At 66.3% G+C, this 20,091-nt stretch carries 13 protein-coding genes, 3 rRNA genes and 1 riboswitch; of the genes, 14 read left to right on the forward strand and 2 right to left on the reverse strand.

Features of this window, described 5'->3' with window-relative positions; translation table 11 throughout:
• Positions 1–514: 514 nt before the first annotated feature.
• From OG627_RS30145 to OG627_RS30205, 13 genes are all read left to right on the forward strand, one after another.
• Positions 515–2,040 (forward strand): 16S ribosomal RNA (locus OG627_RS30145).
• Between the two features lie 296 nt (positions 2,041–2,336).
• A 23S ribosomal RNA gene (locus OG627_RS30150) occupies positions 2,337–5,459 on the forward strand.
• Positions 5,460–5,555: 96 nt separating this feature from the next.
• Positions 5,556–5,672: ribosomal RNA gene (gene rrf / locus OG627_RS30155) — 5S ribosomal RNA — on the forward strand.
• The 16S, 23S and 5S rRNA genes sit together here, the layout of an rRNA operon.
• Before the next feature lie 133 nt (positions 5,673–5,805).
• The gene (locus OG627_RS30160; protein WP_199566501.1) at positions 5,806–6,414 is read left to right on the forward strand and encodes a CDP-alcohol phosphatidyltransferase family protein; all 609 of its coding nucleotides are present in this window, start codon (positions 5,806–5,808) and stop codon (positions 6,412–6,414) included.
• A 129-nt stretch (positions 6,415–6,543) separates the two neighbouring features.
• On the forward strand, positions 6,544–9,039 hold the full coding sequence (locus OG627_RS30165) for a mannose-1-phosphate guanyltransferase (RefSeq protein ID WP_329070448.1): 2,496 nt from the start codon (positions 6,544–6,546) through the stop codon (positions 9,037–9,039).
• Between the two features lie 109 nt (positions 9,040–9,148).
• A complete protein-coding gene (locus OG627_RS30170; protein ID WP_329070450.1) occupies positions 9,149–10,078 on the forward strand; it encodes a DUF881 domain-containing protein in 930 nt (309 codons plus the stop codon).
• Entirely contained in the window at positions 10,075–10,407 is a 333-nt protein-coding gene (locus OG627_RS30175; protein WP_023543062.1) for a small basic family protein, read from the forward strand. Before OG627_RS30170 ends, OG627_RS30175 begins: the two co-directional genes overlap by 4 nt.
• Positions 10,408–10,412: 5 nt before the next feature.
• Positions 10,413–11,291, forward strand: a complete 879-nt coding sequence (locus OG627_RS30180) for a DUF881 domain-containing protein (RefSeq protein ID WP_443073564.1) — start codon at positions 10,413–10,415, stop codon at positions 11,289–11,291.
• 82 nt (positions 11,292–11,373) lie between these two features.
• Positions 11,374–12,267, forward strand: coding sequence for an FHA domain-containing protein (locus OG627_RS30185; protein WP_329073094.1), 894 nt, complete (start codon positions 11,374–11,376; stop codon positions 12,265–12,267).
• 19 nt (positions 12,268–12,286) lie between these two features.
• Positions 12,287–13,024, forward strand: a complete 738-nt coding sequence (gene ftsR / locus OG627_RS30190) for a transcriptional regulator FtsR (RefSeq protein WP_329070454.1) — start codon at positions 12,287–12,289, stop codon at positions 13,022–13,024.
• A gap of 53 nt (positions 13,025–13,077) precedes the next feature.
• Entirely contained in the window at positions 13,078–13,551 is a 474-nt protein-coding gene (locus OG627_RS30195; RefSeq protein WP_006123076.1) for a bifunctional nuclease family protein, read from the forward strand.
• Positions 13,552–13,728: 177 nt separating this feature from the next.
• The gene (locus tag OG627_RS30200; RefSeq protein WP_329070456.1) at positions 13,729–14,298 is read left to right on the forward strand and encodes a MerR family transcriptional regulator; all 570 of its coding nucleotides are present in this window, start codon (positions 13,729–13,731) and stop codon (positions 14,296–14,298) included.
• 59 nt (positions 14,299–14,357) lie between these two features.
• Positions 14,358–15,968 (forward strand): DNA polymerase IV, encoded by a 1,611-nt coding sequence (locus tag OG627_RS30205; protein WP_329070457.1) that lies wholly within the window; start codon positions 14,358–14,360, stop codon positions 15,966–15,968.
• Here OG627_RS30205 and OG627_RS30210 read toward each other — a convergent pair.
• The gene (locus OG627_RS30210; protein ID WP_329070459.1) at positions 15,863–16,261 is read right to left on the reverse strand and encodes a PRC-barrel domain-containing protein; all 399 of its coding nucleotides are present in this window, start codon (positions 16,259–16,261) and stop codon (positions 15,863–15,865) included. The genes OG627_RS30205 and OG627_RS30210 overlap by 106 nt on opposite strands.
• 113 nt (positions 16,262–16,374) lie before the next feature.
• Positions 16,375–16,472: riboswitch (glycine riboswitch) on the forward strand.
• Between the two features lie 178 nt (positions 16,473–16,650).
• On the opposite strand from OG627_RS30210, the gene gcvP reads away from it, so the two are divergent.
• Entirely contained in the window at positions 16,651–19,536 is a 2,886-nt protein-coding gene (gene gcvP, locus OG627_RS30215; RefSeq protein WP_329070463.1) for an aminomethyl-transferring glycine dehydrogenase, read from the forward strand.
• A 108-nt stretch (positions 19,537–19,644) separates the two neighbouring features.
• On the opposite strand, the gene OG627_RS30220 is transcribed toward gcvP, so the two are convergent.
• Positions 19,645–19,851 carry a DUF5999 family protein gene (locus OG627_RS30220; protein WP_329070465.1) on the reverse strand — a complete coding sequence of 69 codons (207 nt, stop codon included), beginning with the start codon at positions 19,849–19,851 and terminating at the stop codon, positions 19,645–19,647.
• Positions 19,852–20,091 lie beyond the last annotated feature (240 nt).

Raw genomic sequence — 20,091 nt, forward strand, 5'->3', positions numbered from 1 at the left:
AGGGTAAGTCATAGGAAGTGACGGTTCGGTGTGACAGCTGCTGGTTGGCGCAGCCGACGGCGCACCGGAATCGATTTGCCTGCGTCCGCCGACGGCCTGTACTGTCGTACTCCTGCCTGGCCCCAACGCGACATTGAGTCGGGGGTCGGCGGCATCTATCAAGTCTTGATCCTAACTGTGGTTCCGCTTTTGCATGCCTGCGGAACGGTGGTCAGGAAGAACGAAAAGCCCTGGTAGAGTTTGAAACGCAAGAACGAAACACCGAAGGGAAGCGCCCGGAGGAAAGCCTCGGACAGTGTCCGTGGGTGAGTACAAAGGAAGCGTCCGTTCCTTGAGAACTCAACAGCGTGCCAAAAGTCAACGCCAGATATGTTGATACCCCGACCTACCGAATTATTCGGTGGGTTGAGGTTCCTTTGAAGAAAAAAACACAGCGAGGACGCTGTGAACTACTGGTCTTATTCCGACCGGTGGTTCCGGCTCTCGTGCGTGTCGACCCGATTACGGGTAAACATTCACGGAGAGTTTGATCCTGGCTCAGGACGAACGCTGGCGGCGTGCTTAACACATGCAAGTCGAACGATGAAGCCTTTCGGGGTGGATTAGTGGCGAACGGGTGAGTAACACGTGGGCAATCTGCCCTTCACTCTGGGACAAGCCCTGGAAACGGGGTCTAATACCGGATAATACTTTCCTCCGCATGGGGGAGGGTTGAAAGCTCCGGCGGTGAAGGATGAGCCCGCGGCCTATCAGCTTGTTGGTGGGGTGATGGCCTACCAAGGCGACGACGGGTAGCCGGCCTGAGAGGGCGACCGGCCACACTGGGACTGAGACACGGCCCAGACTCCTACGGGAGGCAGCAGTGGGGAATATTGCACAATGGGCGAAAGCCTGATGCAGCGACGCCGCGTGAGGGATGACGGCCTTCGGGTTGTAAACCTCTTTCAGCAGGGAAGAAGCGCAAGTGACGGTACCTGCAGAAGAAGCACCGGCTAACTACGTGCCAGCAGCCGCGGTAATACGTAGGGTGCGAGCGTTGTCCGGAATTATTGGGCGTAAAGAGCTCGTAGGCGGCTTGTCACGTCGGATGTGAAAGCCCGGGGCTTAACCCCGGGTCTGCATTCGATACGGGCAGGCTAGAGTGTGGTAGGGGAGATCGGAATTCCTGGTGTAGCGGTGAAATGCGCAGATATCAGGAGGAACACCGGTGGCGAAGGCGGATCTCTGGGCCATTACTGACGCTGAGGAGCGAAAGCGTGGGGAGCGAACAGGATTAGATACCCTGGTAGTCCACGCCGTAAACGTTGGGAACTAGGTGTTGGCGACATTCCACGTCGTCGGTGCCGCAGCTAACGCATTAAGTTCCCCGCCTGGGGAGTACGGCCGCAAGGCTAAAACTCAAAGGAATTGACGGGGGCCCGCACAAGCAGCGGAGCATGTGGCTTAATTCGACGCAACGCGAAGAACCTTACCAAGGCTTGACATACACCGGAAACGGCCAGAGATGGTCGCCCCCTTGTGGTCGGTGTACAGGTGGTGCATGGCTGTCGTCAGCTCGTGTCGTGAGATGTTGGGTTAAGTCCCGCAACGAGCGCAACCCTTGTTCTGTGTTGCCAGCATGCCTTTCGGGGTGATGGGGACTCACAGGAGACTGCCGGGGTCAACTCGGAGGAAGGTGGGGACGACGTCAAGTCATCATGCCCCTTATGTCTTGGGCTGCACACGTGCTACAATGGCCGGTACAATGAGCTGCGATGCCGCGAGGCGGAGCGAATCTCAAAAAGCCGGTCTCAGTTCGGATTGGGGTCTGCAACTCGACCCCATGAAGTCGGAGTTGCTAGTAATCGCAGATCAGCATTGCTGCGGTGAATACGTTCCCGGGCCTTGTACACACCGCCCGTCACGTCACGAAAGTCGGTAACACCCGAAGCCGGTGGCCCAACCCCTTGTGGGAGGGAGCTGTCGAAGGTGGGACTGGCGATTGGGACGAAGTCGTAACAAGGTAGCCGTACCGGAAGGTGCGGCTGGATCACCTCCTTTCTAAGGAGCATCTAGATTCCGCAAGGAATCCAGAGCCACTACGTCGGCAAATGTTCGACGGTGGTCAGCTCATGGGTGGAACGTTGACTATTCGGCACATCGGGTTTCTTCTGCAAGTACTGCTTCGGCGTGGAACGCAGTGGGGGATCGGGTGTGCTGGGCGCGCTGTTGGGTGTCTGAGGGTACGAGCGTTGCTCGTCCTTCGGGTTGCCGGCCCCAGTGAACTCGCCTGTAAGGGTGGGGTGATGGGTGGCTGGTCGTTGTTTGAGAACTGCACAGTGGACGCGAGCATCTGTGGCCAAGTTTTTAAGGGCGCACGGTGGATGCCTTGGTACCAGGAACCGATGAAGGACGTGGGAGGCCGCGATAGGCCCCGGGGAGCTGTCAACCGAGCTTTGATCCGGGGGTGTCCGAATGGGGAAACCCGGCAGTCGTCATGGGCTGTCACCCGCTGCTGAACACATAGGCAGTGTGGAGGGAACGAGGGGAAGTGAAACATCTCAGTACCCTCAGGAAGAGAAAACAACCGTGATTCCGGGAGTAGTGGCGAGCGAAACCGGATGAGGCCAAACCGTATGCGTGTGATACCCGGCAGGGGTTGCGTATACGGGGTTGTGGGATCGTACTTCAGCAGTCTGCCGGCTGTTGGGCGAGTCAGAAACCGTATGGATAGGCGAAGGACATGCGAAAGGTCCGGCGTAGAGGGTAAGACCCCCGTAGCTGAAATCTGTACGGCTCGTTTGTGCGACACCCAAGTAGCACGGGGCCCGAGAAATCCCGTGTGAATCTGGCGGGACCACCCGCTAAGCCTAAATATTCCCTGGTGACCGATAGCGGATAGTACCGTGAGGGAATGGTGAAAAGTACCGCGGGAGCGGAGTGAAATAGTACCTGAAACCGTGTGCCTACAAGCCGTGGGAGCGTCGCTGTATGTGCTTGCACATACAGTCGTGACTGCGTGCCTTTTGAAGAATGAGCCTGCGAGTTTGCGGTGTGTTGCGAGGTTAACCCGTGTGGGGAAGCCGTAGCGAAAGCGAGTCCGAATAGGGCGGTATAGTAGCGCGCTCAAGACCCGAAGCGGAGTGATCTAGCCATGGGCAGGTTGAAGCGGAGGTAAGACTTCGTGGAGGACCGAACCCACCAGGGTTGAAAACCTGGGGGATGACCTGTGGTTAGGGGTGAAAGGCCAATCAAACTCCGTGATAGCTGGTTCTCCCCGAAATGCATTTAGGTGCAGCGTCGTGTGTTTCTTGCCGGAGGTAGAGCACTGGATAGGCGATGGGCCCTACCGGGTTACTGACCTTAGCCAAACTCCGAATGCCGGTAAGTGAGAGCGCGGCAGTGAGACTGTGGGGGATAAGCTCCATGGTCGAGAGGGAAACAGCCCAGAGCATCGACTAAGGCCCCTAAGCGTACGCTAAGTGGGAAAGGATGTGGAGTCGCAGAGACAACCAGGAGGTTGGCTTAGAAGCAGCCATCCTTGAAAGAGTGCGTAATAGCTCACTGGTCAAGTGATTCCGCGCCGACAATGTAGCGGGGCTCAAGCGTACCGCCGAAGTCGTGTCATTGCAGTACATACCCCCAACGGGGACTGTGATGGGTAGGGGAGCGTCGTGTGCCGGGTGAAGCAGCAGCGGAAGCTAGTTGTGGACGGTTCACGAGTGAGAATGCAGGCATGAGTAGCGATACACACGTGGGAAACGTGTGCGCCGATTGACTAAGGGTTCCTGGGTCAAGCTGATCTGCCCAGGGTAAGTCGGGACCTAAGGCGAGGCCGACAGGCGTAGTCGATGGACAACCGGTTGATATTCCGGTACCCGCTTTGAAACGCCCAGTATCGAATCCATTAATGCTAAGGCCGTGAAGCCGTCCTGGAGCCTTCGGGCAAAGGGGAGTGGTGGAGCCGCTGATCCAAGGTGGTAGTAGGTAAGCGATGGGGTGACGCAGGAAGGTAGTCCAGCCCGGGCGGTGGTTGTCCCGGGGTAAGGGTGTAGGGCGTTGTCCAGGTAAATCCGGATGACATGTGCCTGAGACCTGATGCCGAGCCGATTGTGGTGAAGTGGATGATCCTATGCTGTCGAGAAAAGCCTCTAGCGAGTTTCATGGCGGCCCGTACCCTAAACCGACTCAGGTGGTCAGGTAGAGAATACCGAGGCGTTCGGGTGAACTATGGTTAAGGAACTCGGCAAAATGCCCCCGTAACTTCGGGAGAAGGGGGGCCATTCTAGGTGATGGAATTTACTTCCTGAGCTTGGGGTGGCCGCAGAGACCAGCGAGAAGCGACTGTTTACTAAAAACACAGGTCCGTGCGAAGCCGTAAGGCGATGTATACGGACTGACGCCTGCCCGGTGCTGGAACGTTAAGGGGACCGGTTAGTCAATCTTCGGGTTGGCGAAGCTGAGAACTTAAGCGCCAGTAAACGGCGGTGGTAACTATAACCATCCTAAGGTAGCGAAATTCCTTGTCGGGTAAGTTCCGACCTGCACGAATGGCGTAACGACTTCTCGACTGTCTCAACCATAGGCCCGGTGAAATTGCACTACGAGTAAAGATGCTCGTTTCGCGCAGCAGGACGGAAAGACCCCGGGACCTTTACTATAGTTTGATATTGGTGTTCGGTTCGGCTTGTGTAGGATAGGTGGGAGACTTTGAAGCTTGGACGCCAGTTCAGGTGGAGTCGTCGTTGAAATACCACTCTGGTCGTGCTGGATGTCTAACCTGGGTCCGTGATCCGGATCAGGGACAGTGTCTGATGGGTAGTTTAACTGGGGCGGTTGCCTCCTAAAGAGTAACGGAGGCGCCCAAAGGTTCCCTCAGCCTGGTTGGTAATCAGGTGTTGAGTGTAAGTGCACAAGGGAGCTTGACTGTGAGACCGACGGGTCGAGCAGGGACGAAAGTCGGGACTAGTGATCCGGCGGTGGCTTGTGGAAGCGCCGTCGCTCAACGGATAAAAGGTACCCCGGGGATAACAGGCTGATCTTCCCCAAGAGTCCATATCGACGGGATGGTTTGGCACCTCGATGTCGGCTCGTCGCATCCTGGGGCTGGAGTCGGTCCCAAGGGTTGGGCTGTTCGCCCATTAAAGCGGTACGCGAGCTGGGTTTAGAACGTCGTGAGACAGTTCGGTCCCTATCCGCTGCGCGCGCAGGAGTCTTGAGAAGGGCTGTCCCTAGTACGAGAGGACCGGGACGGACGAACCTCTGGTGTGCCAGTTGTTCTGCCAAGGGCATGGCTGGTTGGCTACGTTCGGAAAGGATAACCGCTGAAAGCATCTAAGCGGGAAGCCTGCTTCGAGATGAGGACTCCCACCTCCTAGAGGGGTTAAGGCTCCCAGTAGACGACTGGGTTGATAGGCCAGATGTGGAAGACCGGTAACGGTTGGAGCTGACTGGTACTAATAGGCCGAGGGCTTGTCCTCAGTTGCTCGCGTCCACTGTGTTAGTTCTGAAGTAACGAACAGCCGTGACCGTCTTTAATTAGATGTGTATCCGGTGTTTGTTTAACTTCATAGTGTTTCGGTGGTCATTGCGTGAGGGAAACGCCCGGTTACATTCCGAACCCGGAAGCTAAGCCTCACAGCGCCGATGGTACTGCAGGGGGGACCCTGTGGGAGAGTAGGACGCCGCCGAACAATTATTGTGGGGATGCCCCGCACCTTATGGTGCGGGGCATTTCTGCGTTCAGGACCCCCTGCGGCCCGGTCGCCGGCTCTGAGGGTAAGGTCAGGAGGCATCGTCGGCACGTTCCACACAGGAGGCCCCCGGGTGGAGGTCCAGGAGACCCGCGTTCAGACGGACCGGGTACTCACCATCCCCAACATCCTCAGCATGGCTCGCCTCGTTGGCGTTCCGCTCTTCCTGTGGTTGATTCTTCGCCCCGAGTTCGGCGGCCCCAACAGCGACCTGTGGGCCCTGCTGGTCCTCATGCTGAGCGGTATCAGTGACTATCTCGACGGAAAGCTCGCGCGCCGCTGGAACCAGATCAGCAGCCTGGGGCGTGTTCTCGACCCCGCTGCCGACCGGCTGTACATCCTTTCCACCCTGGTTGGCCTCACCTGGCGCGAGATCCTGCCGCTCTGGCTCACCGCGGCCCTTTTGGCCCGTGAGCTGATGCTTCTGGTCATGGTCGCCATCCTTCGGCGCCACGGCTATCCGCCGCCCCAGGTGAACTTCCTCGGGAAGGCGGCTACCTTCAACTTGATGTACGCCTTCCCCCTGCTGCTCCTCAGTGACAGAAGTGGATGGCTTGCGTCACTCGCCGAAGTTTTCGGATGGGCGTTCGCAGGATGGGGTACAAGTCTGTATTGGTGGGCAGGAGTCCTCTATGTGGTCCAGGTCCGCCGGCTCGTCAGGGCGGACACCGTGGCCGATTGAGCTCGTCAATGTGGTGCCGCGCAGCGTCGCGTCGGTCCGCGCCTGACCGCCAAGGGGCTTCTCTTCCGACCCGGGTGCCCAGACGGGTGAAGTCGGCGAGTCCGTCTCTTCAAGGAGGACGCTTCCGACATGAAGGCCGTCGTGATGGCCGGTGGCGAAGGTACTCGACTTCGCCCCATGACCTCAAGCATGCCCAAGCCGCTCCTGCCGGTCGTGAACCGGCCGATCATGGAGCATGTGCTGCGGTTGCTCAAGCGCCATGGGCTCAATGAGACCGTCGTAACCGTGCAATTCCTGGCCTCTCTCGTCAAGAACTACTTCGGCGACGGTGAAGAGCTCGGTATGGAGCTGACCTACGCCAACGAGGAGAAGCCGCTCGGTACCGCAGGGAGCGTCAAGAACGCCGAGGAGGCTCTGAAGGACGATGCCTTCCTCGTGATTTCAGGCGACGCTCTCACCGACTTCGACCTGACCGACCTCATCGCCTTCCACAAGGAGAAGGGCGCACTGGTCACCGTGTGCCTGACCCGGGTACCGAATCCGCTGGAATTCGGTATCACGATCGTGGACGAGGAAGGAAAGGTCGAACGCTTCCTGGAGAAGCCCACCTGGGGGCAGGTCTTCTCGGACACCGTCAACACCGGCATCTACGTGATGGAGCCCGAGGTCTTCGACTACGTCGAGGCCGATGTCTCCGTGGACTGGTCCGGTGATGTCTTCCCGCAGCTCATGAAGGAGGGCAAGCGGGTCTTCGGCTATATCGCCGAGGGCTACTGGGAGGACGTCGGCACCCACGAGAGCTATGTGAAGGCCCAGGCCGACGTGCTCGAGGGCAAGGTCGACGTCGACATCGACGGCTTCGAGATCTCTCCCGGCGTGTGGGTGGCCGAAGGCGCGGAAGTCCATCCCGACGCCGTACTGCGCGGTCCGCTGTACATCGGTGACTACGCCAAGGTCGAGGCCGACGCCGAAATCCGCGAACACACCGTCGTCGGATCGAACGTCGTCGTCAAGACCGGCGCTTTTCTCCACCGAGCGGTCGTGCACGACAACGTGTACATCGGCCAGCACTGCAATCTGCGCGGCTGCGTGATCGGCAAGAACACCGACATCATGCGGGCCGCCAGGATCGAGGACGGCGCCGTCATCGGCGACGAGTGTCTCGTCGGCGAAGAATCGATCATCCAGGGCAATGTGCGGGTCTACCCGTTCAAGACCATCGAGGCCGGCGCGTTCGTCAACACCTCGGTGATCTGGGAGTCCCGAGGACAGGCGAACCTCTTCGGGGCCCGTGGTGTCTCCGGCATCCTGAACGTCGAGATCACGCCGGAGGTCGTGGTGCGGCTGGCGGGCGCGTACGCCACCACCCTGAAGAAGGGGTCCACCGTCACCACGGCGCGTGACCACTCGCGTGGCGCGCGCGCCCTCAAGCGGGCCGTGATCTCCTCGCTCCAGTCCAGCGCCATCGACGTGCGGGACCTGGAGAACGTGCCGTTGCCGGTGGCCCGGCAGCAGACCGCCAGGGGCAGCGCGGGCGGGATCATGATCCGTACCTCGCCCGGGGTGCCGGACTCCGTCGACATCATGTTCTTCGACGAGCGGGGCGCCGACCTGTCGCAGGCCGGCCAGCGCAAGCTGGACCGGGTGTACGCGCGCCAGGAGTACCGTCGCGCGTTCCCCGGCGAGATCGGGGATCTGCACTTCCCGGCCAGCGTCTTCGACTCGTACACCGGCTCGTTGCTCCGCAACGTCGATACGACGGGTATCTCCGAGGCCGGACTCAAGGTCGTGGTCGACGCGTCGAACGGCAGCGCCGGGCTTGTGCTGCCCAGCCTGCTCGGCCGGCTCGGTGTTGACGCGCTGACCATCAACCCCGGTCTCGACGAGTCCCGCCCGACCGAAACGGCCGAATCCCGTCGCTCCGGGCTGGTCAGGCTCGGCGAGATCGTGGCCTCGGCGCGCGCCGCGTTCGGTGTCCGGTTCGACCCCGTCGGCGAGCGGCTGTCGCTCGTGGACGAGCGCGGCCGGATCATCGAGGACGACCGGGCGCTGCTGGTGCTGCTCGATCTGGTCGCCGCCGAGCGGCGCAGCGGGCGGGTGGCACTGCCGGTGACCACGACGAGGATCGCCGAGCAGGTCGCCGCGTACCACGGCACGCAGGTCGAGTGGACGACGACGTCGCCCGACGATCTGACCCGGGTGGGCCGCGAGGAGACCACCATCTTCGGCGGTGACGGCCGCGGAGCGTTCATCGTGCCGGAGTTCAGCAGCGTGCTGGACGGTACGGCGGCCTTCGTGCGGCTGATCGGGCTGGTGGCGCGTACGCAGCTCACCCTGAGCCAGATCGACGCCCGCATCCCGCGTGCTCACGTCCTGCGGCGGGATCTGGCCACTCCCTGGGCCGTCAAGGGACTCGTGATGCGCAGTGTCGTGGAGGCGGCGGGCGACCGGCAGGTGGACACGACCGACGGTGTGCGGGTGGTCGAGGCCGACGGCCGCTGGGTGATGGTGCTGCCCGACCCCTCCGAGGCCGTCACCCACCTGTGGGCCGAAGGACCCGACGACGCGTCGGCCCAGGCGCTGCTCGACGAGTGGTCGTCCGTGGTGGACAGCGCCGGGCAGTAGACAGTTCGCACCTGTCGTCCCGCCGTGCCGGGCGGCCTCTCAGGAGGCCGCCCGGCACAGGGGCGGGGCCATTCGGCGGTAGCGTTCGCGACGTGCGACGATGTGCGGCATGTCGCAGCAGTCCCCCGATCGGAGCACCGCTTCTCCGCACGCGCGCCCCGACGCGTCGATGTCGCTGCTGAACAATGTGATGAACCACAGCCTCGACGAGGGGTACGCGGAGGCGTCGGCCCGCCGGGATGCCGAAGAGGGCGGACTGCCCCGCACCCTCAAGGCGAAGCTGGGTCTCGCGGCCGGGCTGGTACTGGCCGCCCTCGTGGTCACCGTCGGTGCGGCGCAGGCGCGGATCTCGGCCCCGGTCGTGGCCAAGGAGCGCGAGGAGCTCATCGACCGCATCAACGCGGAGACTTCGGCGGCCGACACCCTGGAGCGGACGGTCGAGAAGCTGCGCGGCGAGGTCGGTGACCGGCAGCGCGCGGCTCTGCGGTCCCAGGGCGGCGACCAGGGGTCGTTGGTCGGGCTGCTCGCCGGCGCGACCCCCGTGGCGGGTCCCGGGATGAAGCTCGTGGTGGACGACGCCAAGGACGCCTCCGCGGGCGGCGGCGGACCGCGCGAGAGCAGTGGGTTCTCCGACACCGGCCGGGTGCGGGACCGGGACATGCAGCGGATCGTCAACGGGCTGTGGGAGTCGGGCGCGGAAGCGATCGCGATCAACGACCAGCGGCTGACGTCACTGTCCGCGATCAGGGCCGCGGGCGACGCCATACTGGTCGACAACAGGCCGCTGGTGCCGCCGTACACCGTTCTGGCGGTGGGGGACGGGAAGAAGCTGAGCAGGGCATTTCAGGCCAGTGTCGACGGTCTGTATCTGCGTTCCCTGCGGGAGGACTTCGACATCCGCACCAAGATCTCCGATGAGGGTGAGGTGCGGCTGCCCGCCGCGCCCAGCCTGATCGTACGTACAGCAGAACCGAAGGCCGCCGCCCCCGCGCAAGGCAGCGGGCGGCGCGCGGCCGACACCGAGAAGGGCACATCGTGATCGCCGTACTGGGCCTCGTCGTGGGAGTCGTGGTCGGACTGTTGGTCCGGCCCGAGGTGCCGGCAGTGGTCGAGCCCTACCTGCCCATCGCCGTCGTCGCCGCGCTCGACGCGGTCTTCGGCGGCCTGCGGGCCATGCTCGACGGCATCTTCGTCGACAAGGTGTTCGTCGTCTCCTTCCTGTCGAACGTGGTGGTCGCCGCGCTCATCGTCTTCCTGGGCGACAAGCTGGGCGTGGGCGCCCAGCTGTCCACCGGAGTGGTCGTCGTCTTCGGCATCCGGATCTTCTCCAACGCTGCCGCGATCCGCCGGCACGTGTTCCGGGCGTGAGGCCGATGAACGGCGAGAACGAGCCGGGCGGGAACGGGCCGGACGAGGAGACACCGGGCGGGAGCGGGCCGGGGGACGCGACGAGGGGCCGCGAGCTGCCGCCCCTCCAGGACGGCGCCGCCAAGGTCCCGGACGCCCCTGCCGAGCCCGAGGAGCCCCAACAGCTCACCGGGCGCCAGAGGTTGGCAGCCGGGCTGTGGCCGCCGCGGGTGACGCGGGCTCAGCTCATCGTCGCCCTGCTGCTGTTCGTCCTCGGCCTGGGCCTGGCGATCCAGGTCAGGTCCAACAACGACGACAGCGCGCTGCGAGGGGCCCGCCAGGAGGACCTGGTGCGGATCCTGGACGAGCTGGACAACCGTACGCAGCGGCTGGAGGACGAGAAGTCCCGCCTCGACGACCAGCGCACCGAGCTGGAGACCAGCTCGGACCAGGCGGAGGAGGCCCGCAAGCAGACGCGGGAGAAGGAACAGCAGCTGGGCGTCCTGGCGGGCACGGTCGCCGCGCAGGGGCCCGGGATCACGCTGACGATCGAGGACCCGAACGGTACGGTCTCCCCGGACATGCTGCTCGACGCGCTCCAGGAGCTGCGGGCCGCGGGCGCCGAGGCCATCCAGGTCAACGACGTCCGTGTGGTCGCCCACACATACTTCTCCGGTACGGGTGGTGACGTCCAGGTGGACGGAAAGGCCGTCACCGCGCCGTACAGCTTCAAGGTCATCGGCAAGCCGCAGGATCTGGAGCCCGCCCTCAACATTCCCGGCGGGGTGGTCCAGACGCTGGAGAAGGAGCAGGCCACAGCCACGGTGACGCGTGCTGAGAAGATCATCGTGGATGCCTTGCGACCGGCGAAGCGTCCTGACTACGCTCGGTCGTCATCACGGTGATGCGGCGGTGCATGGCGGCTGTCGGACGCGGGCATGAGGTTGCGGGGGGTCGGCGCGCGATCAGCGTGGTGAGTGGTGGAAACTGTCCGGTGGATACGGACGTTGTCAAGATGTCCGGGTCGGCAGGTGTGTTCAATCAGGGTTCGTCCTGCCCCACGGGCGGGTCTGTTTCGGTCAAGGGGAATCGCCCGTGAAGTTGTTTGGGAAGTTGTTCGGCAAAAGCGCGCGCGAGGACGGCGGTTCCAACCGCCATCGTGCATCGCGCCAGGGTGGGAGTGAGGAGCCGAGCGGTGAGCGTCCGCTCTTCCGGGACCAGGTGGGTGGCGAGCCGGCGCCGGGTCACGGCGCGTCGTCTGTTGACCCTGCTGGTACCGGACGCATAGGTTTCGGGGAATCATCTGCCCCGGGTGGGCAGTCGCGGCAGGAGGAACCCACGATGGCGGGTTTGCCGGTCTGTACGAGATGTGGGCACCGGAACGCCGAGGCGAGCCGGTTCTGCTCCAACTGCGGTGCGCCGCTGCGGGCCGGGATTCCGGCGGAGCGCGCGTCGGAGACGACCTCGACGATCTCCATCTCGGGTCTTGAGGCGTACGACTCGGAAGTGACGGGACAGACGTCGCTTCCCTCGCTGACCCCGGAGGCACAGGCCGCCGTCGACGCCCTGCCGCCCGGCTCGGCGCTGCTGGTGGTCCGGCGCGGTCCCAATTCGGGCAGCCGCTTCCTTCTGGACGGCGACCTGACGACGGCCGGCCGTCACCCGGAGAGCGACATCTTCCTTGACGACGTGACCGTGTCCCGTCGTCACGTGGAGTTCCGCAGGGGCGCGGACGGGCACTTCACCTGCTCGGACGTGGGCAGCCTGAACGGCACGTACGTCAATCGTGAGCCGACCGATTCGGTCCTGCTGGCGAACGGCGACGAAGTCCAGATCGGTAAGTACCGGATGGTCTTCTACGCGAGCCAGCGGGGCGTGTGACCCTCACCAGGGAAGGTCCATGCCGCTGACATCCAGGGGCGGTGCCGGACACGGCACCGCCCGCACGGCCGAGCCCCTGATCAGCATCGGCGCGGTGCTGGCCAGGCTGCGGAACGAGTTTCCCGAGGTCTCGATCTCCAAGATCCGTTTCCTGGAGGCCGAGGGCCTCGTCGAACCGAGCAGAACGCCCTCCGGCTACCGCAAATTCAGCCCCGGCGACGTCGAGCGGCTGGCCCGGATCCTGCGCATGCAGCGGGACCACTACCTGCCCCTCAAAGTCATCAGGGAGCATCTGGACGCCCTGGCGCGCGGCGAGCACGTATCTCTGCCCGCCCCGCAGCGCGGGCCGCTGGAGGGCGTCCCGGACGCGGAATCGGGGCTACCCACCGTCGCGCGGATCGGCCGGGACGAGCTGCTGGCCGCCGCAGAGGTGAGCGAGAGCTCGCTGGAGGAGTGGGAGTCGTACGGACTCATCACCCCGCTGCCGGAGGGCGGATACGACGCCGAGGCCGTCACCGTCGCGAAACTCGTCTCGGATCTCGGACGCTTCGGTCTTGAGCCCCGGCATCTGCGCGTGATGAAAGCGGCCGCCGAACGTGAGGCGGGACTGGTCGAGCAAGTGGTGGCGCCGCTGCGCCGGCACCGTAATCCGCAGACCAGAGCCCATGCCGAGGCGACCACCGAGGAGCTGGCCACGCTCTCCGTACAGCTGCATCACGCCCTGTTCCGCACGGCCCTCGGGGACCGCCGGTACTGATCATGGGGGAGTCCGACTACCCAAACCTGCCGGGCACGTCCTAGGGTTGCTGTGTGAACGAGCTCGACGTTGTGGGTGTCCGGGTGGAAATGCCCTCCAACCAACCGATCGTGCTCCTGCGTGAAGTGGGAGGCGATCGCTACCTCCCCATCTGGATCGGACCGGGGGAGGCGACCGCGATCGCCTTCGCTCAGCAGGGCATGGCCCCGGCCCGGCCGCTGACCCATGATCTTTTCAAGGACGTGCTGGAAGCGGTCGGCCAGGAGCTGACCGAAGTCCGGATCACGGACCTGCGTGAAGGGGTCTTCTACGCGGAGCTGGTCTTCGCGAGCGGGGTCGAGGTGAGCGCCAGGCCGTCGGATGCCATAGCGCTGGCACTGCGCACGGGCACACCGATCTACGGCAGTGACGGGGTTCTGGACGATGCCGGCATCGCCATCCCGGACGAGCAGGAGGACGAGGTGGAGAAGTTCCGCGAGTTCCTCGACCAGATCTCTCCGGAGGACTTCGGGACCAACAGTCAGTGACCGGCCGGAGCGCCGCACCGGTCCCCCTCCGGACATTCGGTCAGCCTTTCCCCGGAACGGGACACGGGAAACCACTCTCAGGGTGATTATCACTCGGCGTGGCGAGTGTGGCGATCGTTGACGCACCCCGGGTGACTGCCTACCTTCGACAGGGCAGGTCAAGGACGGAGGGTCGGCGTGAGAAGCAGCGGCGACGGTACGGCGGCGGGCGGTCCGTATCCGCTTCACAACAGCGCGCCCGACCCCGGTGCGGAGGCGGTCGGATACCGGGGTCCGACCGCGTGCGCGGCGGCGGGCATCACGTACCGCCAGTTGGACTACTGGGCGCGTACGGGGCTGGTCGAGCCCAGTGTGCGCCCGGCGTACGGATCGGGCACCCAGCGGCTCTACAGCTTCCGCGACGTGGTCGTCCTCAAGATCGTGAAGCGGTTCCTGGACACCGGGGTGGCGTTGCAGAACATCCGCGCCGCCGTCCAGCACCTGCGGGCCAGGGGCTTCCAGGACCTGGACCGGATGACGCTCATGAGCGACGGCGCCACGGTCCACGAGTGCTCCTCGCCCGATGAGGTCGTGAGCCTGCTCCAGGGCGGTCAGGGCGTCTTCGGGATCGCGGTCGGCGTGGTGTGGCGGGACGTCGAGGCCGCGCTGTCACAGCTGCACGGGGAGCGGATCGACACCGGCGAGACGCTGATCGGGAACAATCCGGCCGACGAGCTGGCGCGCAGGCGCCGCGACCGGGCGGTCTGACGCCGTTCCCGGCGCCGATGAACGGCCCGTTGTCAGTGGTGTGAGGCAGCATCGGTGGTGTGAGACCCGCGCCGACGATCCTGCATCTGGACATGGATGCCTTCTTCGCCGCCGCCGAGCAGGCGGCGAAGCCGAGTCTGCGCGGAAAACCGGTGGTGGTGGGCGGTCTCGGCCCGCGCGGGGTGGTCTCGACCGCGTCGTACGAGGCGAGACGGTTCGGGGTGCACTCGGCGATGCCGATGGCCCAGGCCAGACGCCTCGCGCCGAACGCCGCGTATCTCGTGCCGCGCTTCGCGCTCTACCGCGAGGTCAGCGAGCGGGTCATGGCGCTGCTGGGGGCGCTCTCGCCGCTGGTGGAGCCGCTGAGCCTGGACGAGGCTTTCGTGGACCTGGAGGCGGGCGGGTCGGCCCACGACACCGCCTCGGCGCTGGCGGCCGGTGAGCGGCTGCGCAGGGACATCAGGGCGGCCACCGGGCTCGCGGGCTCGGTCGGGCTCGCCGGTTCCAAGATGCTGGCGAAGATCGGCTCGGAGCAGGCCAAGCCCGACGGTCTGGTCCTCATAGAGCCGGGCACGGAGCGCGCGCTGCTGGGTCCCATGTCCGTACGGATCCTGCCGGGGGTGGGCCCCGCGACCGGGGAACATCTGCGCCGGGCCGGGATGACGACCGTCGCCCATCTGGCGGAGGCGGGCGAGGACGAACTCGTACGGCTGCTGGGCAAGGCCCACGGCGCCTCGCTCTCCCGGATGGCCCGGGGGTACGACGACCGGCCCGTGGTCTCCGAGCGCGAGACCAAGTCGGTGTCGGTGGAGGACACCTTCGACATCGACCTGCACGACCGGGTACGGGTGCGCGCCGAGGTCGACCGGCTCGCCGAGCGGTGTGTGGGGCGGCTGCGGGCGGCCGGGCACTCGGGCCGCACCGTCGTGCTGAAGGTCCGGCGCTACGACTTCTCCACGCTGACCCGTTCGGAGACGCTGCGCGGGCCCACGGACGATCCCGGGGTGGTGCGCGAGGCCGCCGGGCGGCTGCTGGAGGCGGTGGACACCACGGGCGGGGTGCGGCTGCTGGGGGTGGGCGTGACGGGGCTCGCCGACTACACGCAGGAGGACCTGTTCGCCCAGGCGGCGGCCGACCGGGACCGGGCGGACCGGGCGACCCGCGCGGACGGCGCTCCGGACGGGGCTCCGGACGACGGCGGCTCCGGGACGGCGGTGGCGGCCCCCGGGGACGACGGCGTGCCGCGGCCGGCGTCCGAGGCCGCGAGCGGGCCGCGGGAGGGGGCGGCGGAGGGGGCGGCGGAGCTTGCCGAGCGGCGCTTCCCGGCCGGACACGATGTGCGCCATGCCGCGTTCGGGCCCGGCTGGGTGCAGGGCAGCGGGCTGCGGAGAGTGACCGTACGGTTCGAGGTGCCGGGGTCAGCGCCCGGCTGGGTGCGGACGTTCTGGATCGACGACCCCGAGCTGGTGCTCTCCGAGCCGCTGCCGCTCGTGCCGGAGGGGACCCCGGCGCCGGACGGGCCGCCGGGGCGGGAGGGCCCTGCGGCGGCGGGCGGCGGTCCGGGTCAGTCCTCCTGTCCGGCGAGCCGCCCGAAGTCGCGCTCGGAGTCCCGGTCGGAGAGGGACGCGGGCCGCTCCGGCGGATTCGGTTCGGGGAGAGCGAGGCCGTAGTGGTGGTAGAGCTGGAGTTCCTGTTCGGGGGAGAGATGACGGCCCACGCCGAAGTCGGGCGCGTCCTTGATCAGGGCGCGCTCGAACGGGACCCGCAGCCCGTTGTCGGACAGGGTGCTGGGGCCGAGCGGGACGAACGCGTCCCGGCTGAACAGACCGGTGCGCACGGCCGCCCACTCCGGCACGCCGGTCGCGTCGTCCAGATACACCTCGTCGACCGTGCCGAGCTTGTTGCCGTCCCGGTCGAATGCCTTGCGCCCTATCAGGCTGCGCGGATCGATATCGGTCTCCACGGTCCCTCCAACTGGTCACAACTGCTCGTAAGGACTACAAAAGTGCAGATCCTGGGCGGCGGCCACTCGAAAGCCGTCCCAAGAGGCCCGCTGGTAGGCTGGCGAACGGCTGCTGACCCCGTGCGGGAGAGTCCTCCGGTGACACCACCGGAGGCGCCGAAGGAGCAAATCCTCCCCGGAATCTCTCAGGCCCCCGTACCGCGCGGACGAGGTCACTCTGGAAAGCAGAGCGGTGTCGGACGGCACCCGCTCTCACCGACGGTGAAAGCCGGCCCGCCCCGCGGCGGACCGGTGAAGCTCTCAGGTCGAGATGACAGAGGGGGAGGCCGTCCGGGCACCCGCGTCCTGGTGCCCCTCGTAGGTCGTGGCAGACCAGGAGGCCTTCCGCTATGAACGCCCACCGCATTCCGCTCTCCCAGCTGGAGCGAGGCATCCCCTTCGAGCAGCGCCACATAGGTCCCGACGCGGGCGCCCAGGCGAAGATGCTGGCGCAGGTCGGCTACGGCTCGCTCGACGAGCTGACCGACGCGGCCGTGCCCGACGTGATCAGGAGCGCCGAGGCGCTGCGGCTGCCGGAGGCCCGCACGGAGGCCGAGGTGCTGGCCGAGCTGCGCGGCCTCGCCGAGCGCAACCAGGTGCTCGCCCCGATGATCGGCCTCGGCTACTACGGCACGTTCACGCCGCCGGTGATCCTCCGCAATGTCATGGAGAACCCCGCCTGGTACACCGCGTACACGCCGTACCAGCCGGAGATCTCGCAGGGCCGGCTCGAAGCCCTGCTCAACTTCCAGACCATGGTGGCCGAGCTGACCGGGCTGCCCACCTCCGGCGCCTCGCTGCTGGACGAGTCCACGGCAGCGGCGGAGGCCATGGCGCTCTCCCGGCGCGTCGGGAAGGTCAAGGGCGGCGTCTTCCTGGTGGACGCCGACGCGCTGCCGCAGACCATCGCCGTGATCGAGACCCGCGCCGAGCCGACCGGGGTGGAGGTCGTCGTCGCGGATCTGAGCGAGGGCATCTCCGACGAGATCGCGGAGCGCGGTGTCTTCGGCGTGCTCCTCCAGTACCCGGGCGCCTCCGGGGCCGTCCGGGACATCCGCGCCGTCGTCGAGCGGGCGCACGCGCTCGGCGCGGTCGTCACCGTCGCCGCCGACCTGCTCGCGCTGACGCTGCTGACGTCCCCCGGTGAGCTGGGCGCGGACATCGCGGTCGGCACCACCCAGCGCTTCGGGGTGCCGATGGGCTTCGGCGGACCGCACGCCGGGTTCATGGCCGTACGGGAGAAGTTCGCGCGCAGCCTGCCGGGCCGGCTCGTCGGGGTCTCCGTGGACGCCGACGGCAACAAGGCCTACCGGCTGGCGCTCCAGACCCGCGAGCAGCACATCCGCCGCGAGAAGGCCACCAGCAATATCTGCACCGCGCAGGTGCTGCTCGCCGTCATGGCCGGAATGTACGCGGTCTACCACGGCCCCGAGGGGCTGCGCTCCATCGCGCAGCGCACCCACCGCTACGCGGCGCTGCTGGCCGCGGGCCTGCGCGCGGGCGGGGTCCGCATCGCGCACGGGGAGTACTTCGACACGCTGACCGCCGTCGTGCCCGGCCGGGCCGCCGAGGTGGTGACCGCGGCCCGGGAGGGCGGGGTCAACCTCCGCCAGGTCGACGCCGACCGCGTTCTGGTGGCCTGCGACGAGACCACGGGCCGCGCCCAGCTCGGCGCCGTCTGGACCGCCTTCGGCGTCGACGCCGACATCGAGGCGCTGGACGGCGGCACGGACGACGCCCTGCCGGGGACGCTGCTGCGCGGCGACGACTACCTGACGCACCCCGTCTTCCACCAGTACCGCTCGGAGACGGCGATGCTGCGCTATCTGCGCCGGCTCGCCGACCGCGACTACGCGCTGGACCGCGGGATGATCCCGCTCGGCTCCTGCACGATGAAGCTGAACGCGACGACCGAGATGGAGCCGGTGACCTGGCCCGAGTTCGGCGCGCTGCACCCCTTCGCCCCGGCCGAGCAGGCGCAGGGCTATCTGACGCTCATCCGGGAGCTGGAGGAGCGTCTCGCCGAGGTCACCGGCTACGACGCGGTCTCCCTCCAGCCCAACGCGGGTTCGCAGGGCGAGCTGGCCGGTCTGCTGGCCGTGCGCGCGTACCACCGGGCCAACGGCGACACCGGGCGTACGGTCTGCCTCATCCCGTCCTCCGCGCACGGGACGAACGCGGCGAGCGCGGTGATGGCCGGTATGAAGGTCGTCGTCGTCAAGACCCGCGAGGACGGCGACGTCGACGTCGAGGACCTGCGCGCCAAGATCGAGCGGTACGGCCCCGAGCTGGCCGTCCTGATGGTCACCTACCCGTCCACGCACGGGGTGTTCGAGGAGCACATCGGCGACATCTGCGCGGCCGTGCACGACGCGGGCGGCCAGGTGTACGTGGACGGGGCGAACCTGAACGCGCTGGTGGGGCTGGCCAAGCCGGGGAAGTTCGGCTCGGACGTGTCGCATCTGAACCTGCACAAGACGTTCTGCATCCCGCACGGCGGCGGCGGCCCCGGCGTCGGTCCGGTCGGCGTACGGGCCCACCTCGCCCCGTACCTGCCCAACCACCCGCTCCAGCCGGCGGCCGGCCCCGCGACGGGCGTGGGGCCGATCTCGGCGGCGCCGTGGGGCTCGGCGGGCATCCTGCCGATCTCCTGGGCGTACGTACGGCTGATGGGCGGCGAGGGCCTCAAGCGCGCGACGCAGGTCGCCGTGCTCGCCGCCAACTACATCGCCAAGCGCCTGGAGCCGCACTACCCCGTGCTCTACACGGGGCCGAACGGGCTGGTCGCCCACGAGTGCATCGTGGATCTGCGGCCGCTGTCCAAGGCCACCGGCGTCAGCGTCGACGACATCGCCAAGCGGCTGATCGACTACGGGTTCCACGCGCCGACGATGTCGTTCCCGGTGGCGGGCACGCTGATGATCGAGCCCACGGAGAGCGAGGACCTCAACGAGATCGACCGCTTCTGCGAGGCGATGATCGCGATTCGTACGGAGATCGAGAGGGTCGCCTCGGGTGAGTGGCCCGCCGACGACAACCCGCTGAGCAACGCCCCGCACACGGCGGCGGCACTGGGCGGCGATTGGGACCACGCGTACAGCCGGAGCGAGGCCGTCTTCCCGGCCGGGGTCAGCGCCGCGGACAAGTACTGGCCGCCGGTCCGCCGGATCGACGGCGCCTTCGGCGACCGCAACCTGGTCTGCTCCTGCCCGCCCCTGGAGGAGTACGACCACTGAGCGGCCGGGCTACGAGGCGCCGATCCGCCGGGCGAGGGCGGCGCGGGGGACATGCGTCGGGGCCGGTGCGGAGGAACTCTCCGGGCCGGCCCCCTTGTACCGGCGGCGTCAGGCCGCCGTCACCACTCGTTCGGTCCGCAGCGGCCGGTGCGGGGCGATGATCTTCCCGTTCGGCAGCAGCTCACCGGTGTCCTCGAAGAGCAGAACGCCATTGCACAGCAGACTCCAGCCCTGCTCCGGGTGGTGCGCCATCAGTCGGGCGGCGTCGCGGTCGGCGGAGTCGGCTGTCGGGCAGGCTGGTTTGTGCTGGCACATGGGCGGGTTCTTTCGCTGGGTCGTCGTGAGAGTCCTGCGGCTCGATGGGTTCATGGCCGCCCCCCGTATCTGTCGTGTCCTGTCCTAGTGTTGTCCCACGGACGGCGATCCGCAGGGATTTCGCGGCAGCGCTTCCTTCTGCTCAAGGACGCGTCACCCGGCCGGACGGTTCAGTTCAACTGGGTTGACTTCTCGGATGGTTCGGGGTGGCCCAACCTGACTAGTCCGGATGGGCGGCAC

Origin of the sequence: Streptomyces sp. NBC_01429 (assembly GCF_036231945.1) — a bacterium.
In the GTDB taxonomy this organism is placed as follows: Bacteria; Actinomycetota; Actinomycetes; order Streptomycetales; family Streptomycetaceae; genus Streptomyces.

Excerpts from the sequence above, each read along its gene's own strand:
- ftsR (WP_329070454.1), top strand. The coding sequence starts at position 12,287 with ATGCCGCTGACATCCAGGGGCGGTGCCGGACACGGCACCGCCCGCACG.
- OG627_RS30180 (WP_443073564.1), top strand. The coding sequence starts at position 10,413 with ATGAACGGCGAGAACGAGCCGGGCGGGAACGGGCCGGACGAGGAGACA.
- OG627_RS30220 (WP_329070465.1), bottom strand. The coding sequence starts at position 19,851 with ATGTGCCAGCACAAACCAGCCTGCCCGACAGCCGACTCCGCCGACCGC.
- OG627_RS30165 (WP_329070448.1), top strand. The coding sequence starts at position 6,544 with ATGAAGGCCGTCGTGATGGCCGGTGGCGAAGGTACTCGACTTCGCCCC.
- OG627_RS30170 (WP_329070450.1), top strand. The coding sequence starts at position 9,149 with ATGTCGCAGCAGTCCCCCGATCGGAGCACCGCTTCTCCGCACGCGCGC.
- gcvP (WP_329070463.1), top strand. The coding sequence starts at position 16,651 with ATGAACGCCCACCGCATTCCGCTCTCCCAGCTGGAGCGAGGCATCCCC.